The 14,001-nt window shown below is 65.4% G+C and carries 12 protein-coding genes and 2 pseudogenes; 9 read left to right on the top strand and 5 right to left on the bottom strand.

All coding sequences use genetic code 11. From position 1 onward, the window contains the following. Positions 1 to 54 precede the first annotated feature (54 nt). The 4 genes from IMZ29_RS16285 to acnA are packed head-to-tail and all read right to left on the bottom strand — an operon-like array spanning position 55 to position 5,843. Positions 55 to 1,065 (bottom strand): CobW family GTP-binding protein, encoded by a 1,011-nt coding sequence (locus IMZ29_RS16285; protein WP_216186038.1) that lies wholly within the window; start codon positions 1,063 to 1,065, stop codon positions 55 to 57. 2 nt (positions 1,066 to 1,067) lie between these two features. Further along, positions 1,068 to 1,787 carry an isochorismatase family protein gene (locus IMZ29_RS16280; RefSeq protein WP_216186036.1) on the bottom strand — a complete coding sequence of 240 codons (720 nt, stop codon included), beginning with the start codon at positions 1,785 to 1,787 and terminating at the stop codon, positions 1,068 to 1,070. Between the two features lie 17 nt (positions 1,788 to 1,804). Then, positions 1,805 to 3,166, bottom strand: coding sequence for a dihydroorotase (locus IMZ29_RS16275; protein ID WP_216186034.1), 1,362 nt, complete (start codon positions 3,164 to 3,166; stop codon positions 1,805 to 1,807). Between the two features lie 13 nt (positions 3,167 to 3,179). After that, positions 3,180 to 5,843 (bottom strand): aconitate hydratase AcnA, encoded by a 2,664-nt coding sequence (gene acnA / locus IMZ29_RS16270; protein WP_216186032.1) that lies wholly within the window; start codon positions 5,841 to 5,843, stop codon positions 3,180 to 3,182. Positions 5,844 to 6,138: 295 nt separating this feature from the next. Here acnA and IMZ29_RS16265 point away from each other — a divergent pair, with 295 nt between their 5' ends. The 5 genes and pseudogenes from IMZ29_RS16265 to IMZ29_RS16245 all read left to right on the top strand — a co-directional run bounded on the left by IMZ29_RS16265 (position 6,139) and on the right by IMZ29_RS16245 (position 10,345). Beyond that, positions 6,139 to 6,861 (top strand): GntR family transcriptional regulator, encoded by a 723-nt coding sequence (locus IMZ29_RS16265; RefSeq protein WP_216186030.1) that lies wholly within the window; start codon positions 6,139 to 6,141, stop codon positions 6,859 to 6,861. 25 nt (positions 6,862 to 6,886) lie between these two features. Continuing rightward, entirely contained in the window at positions 6,887 to 7,783 is an 897-nt protein-coding gene (locus tag IMZ29_RS16260; RefSeq protein ID WP_216186028.1) for an isocitrate lyase/PEP mutase family protein, read from the top strand. 14 nt (positions 7,784 to 7,797) lie between these two features. After that, the gene (locus tag IMZ29_RS16255; RefSeq protein WP_216186026.1) at positions 7,798 to 8,511 is read left to right on the top strand and encodes an SDR family NAD(P)-dependent oxidoreductase; all 714 of its coding nucleotides are present in this window, start codon (positions 7,798 to 7,800) and stop codon (positions 8,509 to 8,511) included. Further along, positions 8,508 to 9,275 (top strand): SDR family NAD(P)-dependent oxidoreductase, encoded by a 768-nt coding sequence (locus IMZ29_RS16250; RefSeq protein WP_216186024.1) that lies wholly within the window; start codon positions 8,508 to 8,510, stop codon positions 9,273 to 9,275. Before IMZ29_RS16255 ends, IMZ29_RS16250 begins: the two co-directional genes overlap by 4 nt. 45 nt (positions 9,276 to 9,320) lie before the next feature. After that, positions 9,321 to 10,345, top strand: a pseudogene (locus IMZ29_RS16245) (Bug family tripartite tricarboxylate transporter substrate binding protein). Positions 10,346 to 10,965: 620 nt separating this feature from the next. Here the strand turns inward: IMZ29_RS16245 and IMZ29_RS16240 are convergent. Next, entirely contained in the window at positions 10,966 to 11,466 is a 501-nt protein-coding gene (locus IMZ29_RS16240; RefSeq protein ID WP_003098996.1) for a DUF305 domain-containing protein, read from the bottom strand. A 450-nt stretch (positions 11,467 to 11,916) separates the two neighbouring features. On the opposite strand from IMZ29_RS16240, the gene IMZ29_RS16235 reads away from it, so the two are divergent. The 4 genes and pseudogenes from IMZ29_RS16235 to IMZ29_RS16220 all read left to right on the top strand — a co-directional run. Next, positions 11,917 to 12,663, top strand: coding sequence for a hypothetical protein (locus IMZ29_RS16235; protein WP_003098991.1), 747 nt, complete (start codon positions 11,917 to 11,919; stop codon positions 12,661 to 12,663). A 118-nt stretch (positions 12,664 to 12,781) separates the two neighbouring features. Next, entirely contained in the window at positions 12,782 to 12,994 is a 213-nt protein-coding gene (locus IMZ29_RS16230) for an AlpA family transcriptional regulator (protein ID WP_003090093.1), read from the top strand. A 42-nt stretch (positions 12,995 to 13,036) separates the two neighbouring features. Then, entirely contained in the window at positions 13,037 to 13,912 is an 876-nt protein-coding gene (locus IMZ29_RS16225; protein ID WP_003098988.1) for a ParA family protein, read from the top strand. Continuing rightward, a pseudogene (locus IMZ29_RS16220) lies at positions 13,896 to 14,001 on the top strand (type II toxin-antitoxin system HicA family toxin); the annotation flags it as partial. The gene IMZ29_RS16225 and the pseudogene IMZ29_RS16220, both read left to right, overlap by 17 nt.

Genomic DNA, 14,001 nt, shown 5'->3' with positions numbered 1-14,001 from the left:
GGGATGTCGCATGATAACCGCCAGCCGTGCCCCGCCTGGGCTGTGGCTTGCGCATCAGTCAGGCGCGTCGCCCTGCGTTTGCAGCTGCGCGAACGCGGCCTGGACTTCGTCGGTGTCCGTGTCGCGCACGATGAGGATGATGGCGCCCGCCTGGCCGGCCGCCGCAGCCGGCAACGGCTCGGGCATCGCGAACACGTGATGGATGCCGTGGATGGCCCGCACGGTGCCATCCTGCCAGTGCAGGATGCCTTTGGCGCGCAGCAGCCGGTCGCCCAGGTGCCGCTGCACGTGCTTCACCCAGGCGGCATACGTGCCCCAGTCCATGGGCGTGTCGGGCTGGCGCCAGGCGTGCGAGACGATGCCGTAACGCAGCACATGGCCGATGGCCGAGAGGCCCGTCCTGGTGTCGGCAGGCACGGCATCCAGGTGACGTGCCTGCAAGTCCTCGAAAAGCCGCGGCGCTTCGTCTGCGCGGTTGGCCGGCGTGATCTGCTGGATCGGGGCCGTGGGGTTGCGCTCGGCGAGCACGGCCATCACGGCCGACGTCACCTCCGGCCCCACCATGTCCGTCTTTGTCAGTGCAATCCGGTCGGCGATCGCCACCTGCGTCGATGCCTCGCGGTACTCGGCCAAGGTGGCCAGGCCGTGCATCGCGTCGAGCGTCGTGATCGCACCCGCGAAGCGGTAGTGCCTGGCGATCAAGGGATCGGCAGCAAGCGTGTTGATGACCGGGCCCGGATCGGCGAGGCCCGAGGTCTCGACGACCACGCGCGAGAATGCAGGAATCTCGCCGCGCTGGCGTCGATACCAGAGGGATTCGAGCGTGTCCTGCAGCGAACTGCTCGAGGCGCAGCACAGGCACCCCGAATCGAGCAGGACCACATCGGCGTCGTCGGATTGCCCCACGAGGGCGTGGTCCAGTCCGATCTCGCCGAATTCATTGATGATGACGGCGGTGTCGGCGAAGGCCGCGCTGCGCACCAGGGTGGAGAGCAGGGTGGTCTTGCCGCTGCCGAGAAACCCCGTCAGCAGCACCACGGGCAACGCACCGACAGCCGCCGTCATGTTCAGGCTTCCTTCGCGGGCAGTTCGCGCAGGTAGTCCTGCACCTCGGCCGACGGGATGACGTCGGCGTACTTGCAGTTCAGGTCGAAGAGACTCATGGCGTGGCTGGCCTGGAAGCGATCGAACGCGGCTTCTTCAGGAATGATCACCTTGAAGTTGTACGAGTACGCATCCACGGTGGTGGCGCGCAGGCAACCCGAGGACGTGCAGCCCACGAGGATCAGCGTGTCCACGTCCAGGAAGTTCAGGTGGCTCATGAAGATCGTGCCGAAGAAGCACGAGGGCTTCTGCTTCGTGATCCGGATGTCCTGCGGGCGCGGCGCCAGGGGCTCGACGGTCTGCGTGGCGTGGGTGTTGGCCACCACGGTCTTCTCACCGCCGCGATGGTTCTTGCCCACCTGCACGCCGCTGTCGAGCAGATCCGCGCGGCGGCCGCTCTCGGTGTAGAACACGGGGATGTTCTTGTCGCGGGCGAGTTCGAGCAGCGGCACGATGTGCTCGACCGCTTCCCAGGCCTCGCGGCCGCAGTGCGTGCGGTACTGCTTCAGGCCTTCGAGGATGTCCTCGGGCTTGTCGCCGCAGAAGTTGTACTGCACGTCGATGATGAAGAGGGCCGGGCGCTTGCCGAAGCCGCCGCGTTTGCCGTAGCCGGCCTGGGCCAGCACCTGCTTGTCGCGCTCGGTCAGAAAGTCGTCCCAGATGCGCTTGCGGTTATCGCTCATGTCGTGTCCTGTGTGTCTTAGATGCGGTGCAGGTAGCGTCCGCCCGGGGTGGCGGTCGCCTCGTCAGTGATGCGGCCATCGAGAGCCACGGTGCGGCCACGCACGAAGGTGCGAACCGGCCAGCCCTTGAGGGTCATGCCCTCGTAGGGCGAGTAATCCGAATGGGATTCGAGCGTGGCCGGATCCACCGTACGTTCGAGATCCGGGTCCACGATCACCAGGTCGGCATCCTTGCCCACCGTGATGCTGCCCTTGGACGGCATGCGATAGATGTCGGCCGAATTGCCCGCCGCCACGTTGATGAGGGTTTCGAGCGGCACGCCACGGCGGTGATAGCCTTCATGCAGCAGGATGGGCAGCATGAGCCCGGTGCCGGGAAAGCCATTGCTGGCCGTCCAGATGTCCTTGTCCTTGGTGACGCGCTTGCGCGGCACGTGATCCGTGCCGATGGTGGTGATCGAGCCATCGAGCACGCCTTCCCACATGGCTTCGACATCGTCCTGGCCGCGCACGGGCGGGTTGACCTTGGCGTAGGTGCCGGCCGGGGACTGGTCGTTCAGGAAGAGGTAGTGCGGGCAGGTCTCGACGTAGATGGGCGGCGCGCCCTTGGTGCGACGATGGCGGCGGGCTTCGGCCAGCGCCTCGCGGCTGCTCAGGTGCACGATGTTCACGGCAGCGCCCACCTTGTTCGCGAAGTAGCACACACGGTGCACATTCTCCGCTTCCAGGAAATCGGGGCTTTGCTCGTTCCAGGCTGCCAGGTCATCACGGCCGGCGGCGCGCAGGGGCTCGCGCAGCACCGGGATCACCTCGACGTTCTCGCAATGCACGCCCATGATGGCGCCCGGAATCGCGGCAGTGGCCTTCAGCGCGCTGTAGAGCAGCCCGTCGTCGATGTCGGTGAAGCCCTTGGACAGGCCCGCTGCGCCCTTGTACATCATGTAGAGCTTGTACGAGCTGACGCCAAAGCGCTCGGAAATCTCGGCGAGCGTGTCCACGTGCAGCTGGCTCGTGATGCCGAAGTGAAAGCCGAAATCCACGCAGCTCTGCGCGAGCGCCCGGTCGCGGGCGGCGTCGGCGGAATCGCGGATGTCGGCCGAGCGGTGGAACGACAGCACGGAGGTCGTGCCGCCCAGCGCCGCGAAGCGCGACTCGGTGAGGAAGTCCGTCTCGGGCGAGCCGAAGCCGAAGTGCACGTGCGGGTCAATGAGGCCGGGCAGCACCCAGCGGCCTTCGCAATCCACGGTCTCGCGCGCGGCGAGCGTCTCGCCGTGGGCGGCGATGACGGCGATGCGGCCGTCGCGCACGCCGAGCACGCCGTCCGTCAGGCCGTGGCCGGGCAGCATCAATCGGGCGTTGGTCAGTACGAGATCCAGCATGAGGATATCCAGGTTAGTGCGCGGCCGCGGCCGGCGCTTTCAGAAAGTGGTGCAGCACGGCAGCCGGAATGCCGCCTTCGCTCATGAGCTGGCGCTCGGCCTGCGTGAGCACCTGCGCCGTGACGGAGAAGCGGATGGTGCGCTCGCCGTCGGTGGCTGTCACGTGGATGGGCTCGCCGGCCGTGATCCCTGCCTCGACGTTGGCGAAGGAGAACCGCTCGCTGCCCGTGAGGCCGAGCGAGCGCCAGCCTTGGCCCGGCGCGAAGGCCAGCGGCAGCACGCCCATGCCGATCAGGTTGGCGCGATGGATGCGTTCGTACGATTCGGCGATCACGGCGCGCACGCCGAGCAGCGCGGAGCCCTTGGCAGCCCAGTCGCGGCTGCTGCCCATGCCGTAGTCCTTGCCGGCCAGGATGAGGCTCGCGATGCCGTCCTTGGCATAGGCGCTGGCCGTGTCGAACACTGTGTGGGTGGCGCCATCCGGGAAATGGCGCGTGTAGCCGCCTTCGGTATCCGGCACCAAGGCGTTCTTGATGCGGATGTTGGCGAAGGTGGCGCGCGTCATCACATGGTAGTTGCAGCGGCGTCCCACATAGGTGTTGAAGTCACGCGGGGCAATGCCGGCTTCGGCCAGGTATTGGCCGGCAGGGGTATCGAGCGGAATCTCGCCGCTGGGCGAGATGTGGTCCGTCGTAAGGGAGTCGTCGAAGGCTGCAAGCACGTGGGCGTGCTTCAGACGCCGGGCGAGTTCGCCGAGGGCGTCCTCCGGCAGGTTCTGGAAGAACGGCGGTTGCACGAGGTAGTGGGATTGCGGATCCCATGGGAAGTGCAGCCCACGCGGGGCTTCCAGACTGCGCCAGATTTCGCTGTCGAGCGCGGCCGGTGCGTAGATCTCGCGATAGAGCTCCGGCTGCATCGCGTGCGGCAGCAAGGCGTCGATGTCTGCCGGCGTGGGCCAGAGATCGCGCAGGTAAACGGGCGCGCCGTCCGTGTCGTGGCCCAGCGGATCCGTATCGAAGTCGATGTCGATGCGGCCGGCCAGGGCATAGGCCACGACCATCGCGGGTGAGCCGATGTAGTTGGCCCGCACGAGCTTGTGGATGCGGCCTTCGAAATTGCGGTTGCCCGACAGCACGGCAGCCGCCACCAGCTTGCCGTCCGTGATGGCTTCAGCGGCCTCGCGTGTGAGCGGGCCGGACTTGCCGCCGCAGGTGGTACAGCCGTAGCCGATCACATAGAAGCCCTGGGCCTCGAGCGCATCGAGCAGCCCCGCGCGGCTCAGGTATTGCGTGACGGCGCGCGAGCCAGGCGCGAGCGAGCGCTTGGTCCAGTCGGCTGGGGTGATGCCGCGGGCCAGTGCGTTGCGGGCGAGCAGGCCCGCGGCCAGCATCACGCTCGGATTGGAGGTGTTGGTGCAGGACGTGATCGCGGCCAGCACCACGGCGCCGTGGCCGATCTCGCCCGCAGGGGCGGGGGCGGCGGCAAAACCGCCCTCGGCGATGGGTTGCGCCAGGCGCTGGCGAAAGTCAGGCCCGATCTCGGGCAGGGCCAGACGATCCTGCGGACGTCGCGGGCCCGCCATGCTGGGCCCGGCCTCGGAAAGGTCGATCTCCAGCACGCGCGAGTAGACCGGCTCGCTGTCGTCGCGCCACAGATGGTGCGCGCGCGCATAGGCCTCGACGAAGGCCGCTTCGTCGGCGTCTCCGCGGGTCAGGCGCAGGTAGGTGATGCTCTGCGCATCGAGCGGGAAGTAGCCGCAGGTAGCGCCGTACTCGGGCGCCATGTTGGCGATGGTGGCGCGCTCCGGAATGCCCAGGCTTGCCACGGCCGGGCCGAAGAACTCGACCATGGTGCCGGTGACGCCGGCCGCGCGCAGCCGCTGCGTGATGTAGAGCGCGGCATCGGTGGACAGGGCAGGTGCCTTGACCGCGCCCGTGAGCCGCACGCCGACGACTTCGGGGATGGGGAAGGTATAGGCCTGACCGAGCAGCGCCGATTCGGCATCGATGCCACCCACGCCCCAGCCCAAAACGCCCAGCGCGTTGACCATGGGGGTGTGCGAATCGCCGCCGATCACGAAGTCCGGGTAGGCCCAGACCCCATCGGCCTGCGGGTGGCGCGTGACCACGCTCGCGAGGTACTCGAGATTGATCTGGTGGATGATGCCCGTGCCCGGCGGAATGACGCGCAGGCCGCGATAGGCTTGCTGCGCCCACTTGAGAAAGCGGTAGCGCTCGTCGTTGCGCTGGAATTCGCGGCCCAGGTTGAGCTGCACGGCCTGGCCGTCGCCCCAGTGATCCACCTGCAGCGAGTGATCCACGATCAGGTCGACCGGCACACGGGTGTCGACACGCGCCGGGTCACCGCCCGCGGCCGCCACGGCATCGCGCAGCGCGGCCAGGTCCTGCAGCACCGGCAGACCGCTGGAGTCGGGAAGGATCACGCGAGCAACATGCAAGGGAAGGTCTGCACCGACGTGCTCACGCCAGCGCCAGAGCCGTCCGATCTCCGTATCGGAGACGGCTGCACCCCAGGCCTGATGGCGCAAGAGATTCTCGATCAGGATGCGGATGACGAACGGCAGGCTGGACACCCCGTCGAATCCGGTCTGGGGGGCGGCAGCGGCCAGGTCGATGGTGCGCAGCGACTGGTCGCCATGGACGAAATCACGGGTCATGGCGTAAGGGGCAGAATCTCAACTGCCAATCATCTTACGGGTCATTGTCCGATAGTGTCAACACTATGGTGGGATTGGTGCATTGCGTATGACGCGGTCAACACTTGAAATTCGATGGAGAATGGCGTGCCGCGCAAGCGAATGGGTCTCGTGCATCGAGAGCGATGTGGTATGAACCTGGTATTGCCAGGGTGAGGGCAGGAGAGATTCCGGCCAGCCCTGGGCGTTCCCTGACTTGTGTCGAATCGTTGAAGAGTTGACACTTTTTCCAATTCTTTGATAGGCTGTCAACACTATGAGCATTTCCGCCACCACCGAACTGATCAAGGACGAGCCCACAGGGCCTCTGTCGGATGCCGTCTTCGAGCGCATGCTGGACGCCATCTATCAGGGGCGGCTGGCACCTGGCAGCGTCATCAATGAAGTGGCGCTCGCGCAGGAGTTCGACGTGAGTCGCGGGCCCGTGCGCGAGGCGGTGCGTCGGCTGCAAGGCATTCAACTGGTCACCCGCGAGCCCTACATGAAGGCGCGCGTGGTGCTCCTGTCCGCCGAGTCGGCACTGGAACTCTTCCAGATGCGCATGGCTCTCGAGGGCGTCGCGTGCAATCTCGCCACGCGCCGCATGAGCGACGAGGACATCGCACGCCTGCTGGAAGATCTCGAACGCGATCGCAAGCACCGCGTGGCCGTGGCGCAGGGCGAGGCCGTCGGCGCGCGCGTCTTCGACTTTCATGAGCGCATCGTGCGGGCCTGCGGCAATCAACGCATCATCAACAGCCTGTGCGGCGATCTCTATCACCTCCTGCGCATTTACCGCCGGCACTCCGGCAGTGTCCTCGAGCGCAAGGAGGACGCCTACGCCGAGCACTGGCAGATCGTGCGCGCCATCCGTGCCCGCGATGCCGAGCTCGCCGAATCGCTCATGCGCTCGCACATCGAGCGCGCGACGCAACATCTTTTCGAACACCTGGCCTACGGCGCGCCGGCCATCGCGCGGCAGCACGTGCCGATCGCCTGACGCCTTCCTTGGAGCACAGCAAGTCATGAGCAATCCCCGTCATCAGTTCCGGCAACTCCTGAAGAACGAGCCCTTCATCGTCTCGCCGGGTGTCTACGACGGCTACAGCATCCGTCTGGTCGAAGCCGCGGGCTTCAAGACGGCGTGCACGAGCGGTGCGGCTGTCTCCAACGCCTTGCTGGGCATTGCGGACATCGGTGTTCTCGGCCTCTCCGAGAATGTCGCCCACTGCCGCAACCTCGCGCGTTCGGTGTCCATCCCCATGACGGCCGATGCCGACACGGGTTACGGCAATCCGGTGAACGTGTTCCACACGGTGCGCATGTTCGAAGAAGCCGGCGTGGCCGGCATCAACATCGAAGATCAGGTGAGCCCCAAGCGTTGCGGCCACATGCCCGGCAAGGACGTCATCCCCGAAGCCGAGATGGTCAAGAAGATCGAGGCGGCCTGCGAAGCGCGCCGCGACGATGATTTCGTGATCATCGCGCGCACCGACGCCATCGCCATCGAAGGCATCGAAGGCGCCGTCAAGCGGGCGCGCGCCTATGGCCGTGCCGGCGCCGACATGATCTTCCCGGATGCCGTGCGCACCGAGGACGACATCAAGCGCCTGGTCGACGCTGCTGGCGTGCCGCTCAGCATCAACATGGGCTTCGGCATCCGTGCCCGTCCGACGACGCCGCTGATTCCGCTGCCGCGTCTGAAGGAAATCGGTGTCAAGCGCATCAGCCTGCCGCGCATGCTGCCGGCTGCGGCCATCTTCGGCATGCGCCAGGCGCTCCAGGTCATGCAGGGCGTGATCGCCAGCGGCGAGCCGGTCGATCGCCCGGATCTGCTGGTGGGCATCGAAGACATCATGGCCCTCATGGGTTATGAAGAGATGCGTGCGCTCGAAAAGCGCCTCACCACGCTGGAAGCCTGAGCAGGAGCCGCGTCATGATCTGCACGCCGCCTCGCTGCATCCTGACCGGCGCGTCCTCCGGCATCGGCCTTGCGCTCGCGCGGCTGCTGCTAGACGAAGGCTGGACCGTGATCGGCGTGGATCGCCAGCCCGTGCCGGTCGATCTGGGGCCGGCGTACACGCATCATCTGTGCGATCTGTCAGATCCCAACGCCGTGCGCCGGCTGGCGCTCTCGCTCGACGGTGGGCCCATCACTGGATTCGTGCATGCCGCGGGCGTCATGCGCACGGGCGGCATCATCGATACCCGTGACCAAGACGCCGCGCTCATGTGGCAGTTGCACGTGGGCGCGCCCATGGCGCTGTTGCGCGCGATCGTGCCGTCGTTGCTCGAGCGGCGCGCGCGCATCGTCCTCGTCTCCAGCCGTGCCGTCCTCGGCCGTGCCCACCGGGCGGCCTACGCCTCCAGCAAGGCCGCTCAGATCGGGCTGGCCCGCAGCCTGGCGGCTGAGCTCATCGGCCGCGGTATCACGGTCAACGTGGTGGCGCCCGGCGCGGTCGACACGCCCATGCTGAGCGACCCCTCGCGCGGCGCGCCGGCGCAGATTTCGCTGCCCATCGGCAGGCTCATCCAGCCGGATGAGGTAGCGGGTGCGGTGGCCTATTTCCTGTCGGTCTCGGCCGGTGCCGTCACCGGACAGACCTTGTATGTGTGCGGTGGCGCTTCGCTCGGGAGTGGGCCGCTATGAGCACGGCCATCGCGCATCCCGCATTGGCCGGGCAGGTCGTCGTCATCACCGGGGCAGGGGGCGATCTCGGCTGGGCGATCGCACAAGCCTGCCGCGCCGCCGGCGCGCGCGTGGCGTGTTGTGACCATGACGCCCGCGCGCTGGCCGAGCGTGGCGGCGAGGATCCCGACGCGCTTCGGCATGTCGTCTTCGACGTGGCCGATCCGGATGCCACGGCGCAGGCGGTCGAGCAGGTGCTCGCCGCCTGGGGTCGCGTGGATGTGCTCGTCAACAACGCCGCCATCGTGACACCGGGCGAGAAGGTCGGCGACCTGTCGCTCGCGCACTGGCGTGCCGCGCTCGATGTCAACCTGACCGGCGCCTGGCTCATGAGCCGCGCCGTGCTGCCTGCCATGCAGCGGGCGCGTCGCGGGCTCGTGCTGAACGTGGCCTCGCAGCTGGGCAGTGTGGCCGCACCCGGACGCGGGGCCTACGGCGCCAGCAAGGCCGGCCTCATCGCCTTGGCCCGTGCCATCGCCGTCGATTATGCCGACGAGGGCATTCGCGCCGTCAGCCTGTCGCCCGGGGCTGTCCTCACGGGACGCGTCATGCGCCGCTACGGCAGTGCCGATGCGGCGACTGCCGCGCTGGCGGGCAAGTATCCGGTGGGCCGTCTGGGCACCATCGACGAGGTGGCGCAGTCCGCCCTGTTCCTCATGACGGAAGGGGCGGGTTTCATCACTGGTACAGATTTACGTGTGGACGGTGGCTATTCCACCGTCTAGGTTTGGTAGTGCTCCGTGGGTCGTTCTCTAACTAAGGAAGCCGTTATGAAGCAGGGAAATCGCAGCAGTCTCAATATGAAGCGCCGTCATGGCATGCGCGGTGCTGCCGCCGTGTTGGCGCTCGCGGCCGTGGCGCCGTTTGGCGTCGCCCAGGCCCAGGACGCTGCCGGGAATTTCCCGAGCCGTCCGGTGACCATCATCGTCCCGTTCCCGGCCGTGGCGCCACCGACATCACCGCTCGCCTGGTGGCTGATGGCTTGTCCAAGCAGTGGGGCCAGTCCGTCGTCGTCGAGAACCGTCCCGGTGCGGGCGGCAACATCGGCTCTGAGTACGTGGCGCGCGCCAATCCGGACGGCTACACCCTGGTGCTGGGCGTGACGGGTTCGCACGGCATCAACACCTCGCTCTACAAGAACATGCGCTATGACCCGCGCACGGATTTCGAGCCGCTCACGCAAGCCACGCTCTACCCGAACGCGATCGTCGTCAATGCCGACGTGCCCGTCAACAACCTGCAGGAGCTGGTCGAGCTCCTGAAGAAGGACAGCTCGAAGTACGCCTACGGTTCGGACGGCAACGGCACCGCCTCGCATCTGGGCATGGAACTGATCAAGAGCGAGGGCAAGTTCGACCTGCCGCACGTGCCGTATCGTGGCAGCGCGCCGATGGTCACCGATCTCCTGGGCGGCCAGATCCAGGTCGGCATCACCGGTCTGCCCGCCGTGCAGGCCTATGCCAAGAGCGGCAAGCTCAAGATCATCGCCGTCACGACCGCCGAGCGCTTCTCCAGCGCCCCGGATTACCTGACCGTGGCCGAGCAGGGCTTTCCCGGTTACGCCGCGCCGCCCTGGTCGGGCTTCTTCGCCCCCAAGGGCACGCCCGCGCCGATCGTCGAGAAGATCTCGGCCGACATGCGCACGGCGATGGCCGATCCGGTCCTGAAGGAAAAGATCGTGGCCGCCGGCAGCGTCTTCACGCCGTCCACGCCTGACGAATTCCGCGCCTTCGTGGATGCGGAAATCACGAAGTGGGCCGAAGCCGTCAAGATCTCGGGCGCGAGCGTCGACTAAGTGTGAATGACCCCACGGAACGCGCATGCGCGTTCCTGATCGAGCCCGGCTTGCGTTGTAGCCGGGCTTGATCGTTTCCGGGGTGGGGCGGGGAAGATCGCGAGAATGTAGGGCCAAATGCCACACATCCAGACGCTGATGATGCCGTGCGTGTATCCGTAGCGTCGACGCAAAGAAAAAGGCCGAAACCTGAGTTTCGGCCTTTTTCTGGAATTTGGAGCGGGAGACGAGTCATGCACTAGAGCGCTAAGTCTCTGTTTCCCAATCACTTTCTCCACTGTGGTGATCAGCGAAGAACTCAATTATAGCCTTGTTTTTCGCCCTCGGCAACAAAGTTCATCCAACCACTTCCACCAGCGTCCAAGGATGATCCATCCACCCGTCGTTACGCCTGATGCGTCCAGCTGCTGAGCGGGTTCGCTATCGAACTCCAACTTGCGACGATCATGACTTGCGCTCGCTCCGCAGGCAGCGCGGGGTGGTGTCGCGTGGACTACCTGGCACCTGGACGGCTGTAGGACACAACCGCCGGCATCGGAACACCGCAAGTACTCATCTTTACATCGCTGCGGTTAACTTCGCCGGAGCGCAACGCGGCGCCAGTGTAGTGGCAGCCAGCCTCAACGAAGGCGTGCAGCAATCCGGTTCATCTGCTCGATCTCCGCGCGCTGGCCATCGGAAATCGCTTGGCATAGGTTGACGAGTTCCGGATCTGAGAGCTGCGCCTCGCGGCACATGAGGATCGCTCCCGAATGGTGCGGGACCATAGACGCGATGAACTGTCGATCGCCGATTCCGGTTTGAGCACGGGTAGCGGCAAAAGAACCGAGTGTGAGAACGGCAAACAAGCCGTACAGCACGAGATTGAGCCGCCGGTTTGGAAACATGCCGGGCATTGTCGCTAGCATGAAGATGCCCATTGGCGCCCACATAGTGACCGCCATGTAGAGCATGTTGAGATTGTTTCTGAAGTCCCTGGCGCCGTCGATCATGCTGAACATTACGAAGTACATGACGACGAGGCCCAACACCATGTTCACCCAGAACTTGGCGTATGGTCGGCCGTGCTTACCCATCTGACCGGATGTGTGATGTTGATGTTCATGGGAATGTTCAGCCATCTCCGTCTCCTATGTGCTGGGGCAACCTGGCAGGGTCACTGGTACTGCGGCAGATACTTTGTCGATATATCAGCATGTGGAGCGATGCATCACTAACCGCTGATTTCCAGTCCCCAACTGGACGTAGGGGCGTCGAACGCTTCAACTCGCTGGTCTTGAACCGTCTGGATATCAGACCATACCAAATCGGTCTTGATGGGCTTTGCGCCACCTATGACGCTGGTACCGTGAGCGCCAATATCGAGCTTGCGTCCTCATCGCTCGATGGGCCGGCAACTGATCGATTCTTGCATATCAAGCAAGACAAGGCCACCTGCGGCGGACGCCAATGGCCTCCTCCGCCTTCGCTTAGGGCATCGCCTCAAGCGTCCGTCGCAGGCCATAACGACACAACAGCCCTTGGGCAAGAAAGGAGCCGGTGATGTAGCGCACCCGAAAGGAGACGAAGACATGCACAAGGACATTTCAACATCAAAGGTGTTCTATCGTCCCATCGAGGCGGCCATCCGATGGGCTGGGTTGCTGCGGTATCTCCCGATGATCCTGGCCACGATCGCGTCACCGCGTGTCCTGCCTCGGTCGCTGAACTGCCCTCGATGGAATGAGTGCCGGCTGCACTCGGAACGTATCTATGACGGCATCCTCAACGGAGAGCTGCCCTACGGCAAGAACGGGATCACGCTCAATGATCCGAACCTGCTCAATTCTCTGGATCTGACTGTTCGCCATGTCGATCTAAAACGCTGGATGCGCACCCACTATCCCGAGCACCGGCCAGGATTTCTGTTCAGCCGTGGCGAACGCATGGCGCATCCTTTCATCACCATGGAAACAGGACAGGCGATCCTCGTGGAGCGGCTGGCCCTTCAGGCCGCGCTTGAACAAGCCCGACGTGAGATGCGAGAACTGCAGGAGCAGCACGACACGCTACTCAAGCAATCCTCGGTGCTGTTGGCATCCAAGCAATGCGAGATCAGCGAACGGGCGGAAACGACCTATCTCAACATCATTGGAGGGATGTTGACGCTGATGCTGAGCCAGTCGCCTTCAGGCGTGCCCTATTCCAGCTTCAAAACGCAGGAGGCCCTTGTCTCTGCATTGGTCGCCCACTACGGCGGCACCATGGGCATCACTGAGCGCACCTTAAACGGAAAGTTCGCCAACGCTAAGAGGTACGTTCGTAGCGCAAGCGCATGAGGTTATCCAGCTTGTATGTGCAATCGCGGAGATTGCATTTGCAATGTCTTTCCGCAGCCAGGTCTATTGAATAGAGGTCACGCCAACAAACGCCACCGAGCGTTCAGGAGTGACCGCCATGTCGCAGACCCCTGTACTCCCGCCGAACGAGCGCCGCATCCTGCGGCTCGATGAAGTCGAAGCGAAGTCCGGCTTCAAACGCGCCCACATCTACAACCTGATGAAGAAGCGCCAGTTCCCTCAGGCGCTGCGCCTGGGCGTGCGCGCTGTCGGCTGGGATTCGATCGAAATCGACCAGTGGATCGCCGAGCGCCTCAACCACCGGACCTGACCCGCTCTCCCGCGGACTTCCCATTCCCAGCCGGAGAGCGCCATGCAGGTCGTGTCCATCATTTCAACGAAGGGCGGCGTCGGCAAGACCACGACGGCCGCCAACCTGGGCGGGCTCGCCGCGGACGCGGGCCTGCGCGTGCTGCTGCTCGATCTCGACGTGCAGCCCACCTTGTCCTCCTACTACGAACTGACCCAGCGCGCGCCGGGCGGCATCTATGAGCTGTTGGCCTTCAACGAGCGCGACCTTGGCCAGCTCGTGTCCCGCACGATCATCGCGGGCCTGGACCTGGTGCTGTCCGACGACCACCGGGGCGAGCTGAACACGTTGTTGCTGCATGCGCCGGATGGCCGCCTGCGGTTGCGGCATCTGCTGCCAGCACTTGCTCCCCTCTACGACCTGGTGCTGATCGACACCCAGGGCGCGCGTTCCGTGCTGCTGGAGATGGCGGTGCTCGCCTCCGATCTCGCGCTGTCGCCCGTCACGCCGGAGATCCTCGCGGCACGCGAGCTGCGGCGCGGCACCATGCAGTTGCTCGAAGACATTGCGCCGTACCGGCACCTGGGCATCGAACCGCCGCCGCTGCACTTGCTCATCAACCGCGTCCACCCGGTGTCCGCCAACGCACGGCTGATCCAGCAGGCCTTGCGCGACCTGTTCCAGGACAGCGCCGGCATCCGCGTGCTCGCCACCGACGTGCCGGCCATAGAAGCGTATCCACGTGCCGCAACGCGCGGCCTGCCGGTGCATCGGGTCGAGCACCGCCAGCCGCCCGGCAGAGTCGCCCCTGCCGCGCTCGACACGATGCGCGCGCTCGCCAGCGAGTTGTTCCCGCAATGGCAGGACCGACTGGCTCAAGTATCCGGCCGCCCGCAGCGACCTCTTGATCCTGGGAGGCCCCATGGCGAACGCACATGAGCTGGCCCGCGGCCACAAGCGGCTGCGCGCCCTGATCGAGTTCGCGGTCGGTGAGGGCTGGCACGTCAAGCGCACGCCGGGCGGGCACC

It is taken from the genome of Verticiella alkaliphila, assembly GCF_018904615.1.
GTDB classification, from domain to species: Bacteria; Pseudomonadota; Gammaproteobacteria; order Burkholderiales; family Burkholderiaceae_B; genus Verticiella; species Verticiella alkaliphila.
The sequence above is the reverse complement of the archived record's forward strand: the minus strand, read 5'-3'. Positions and strand labels throughout refer to the sequence as shown.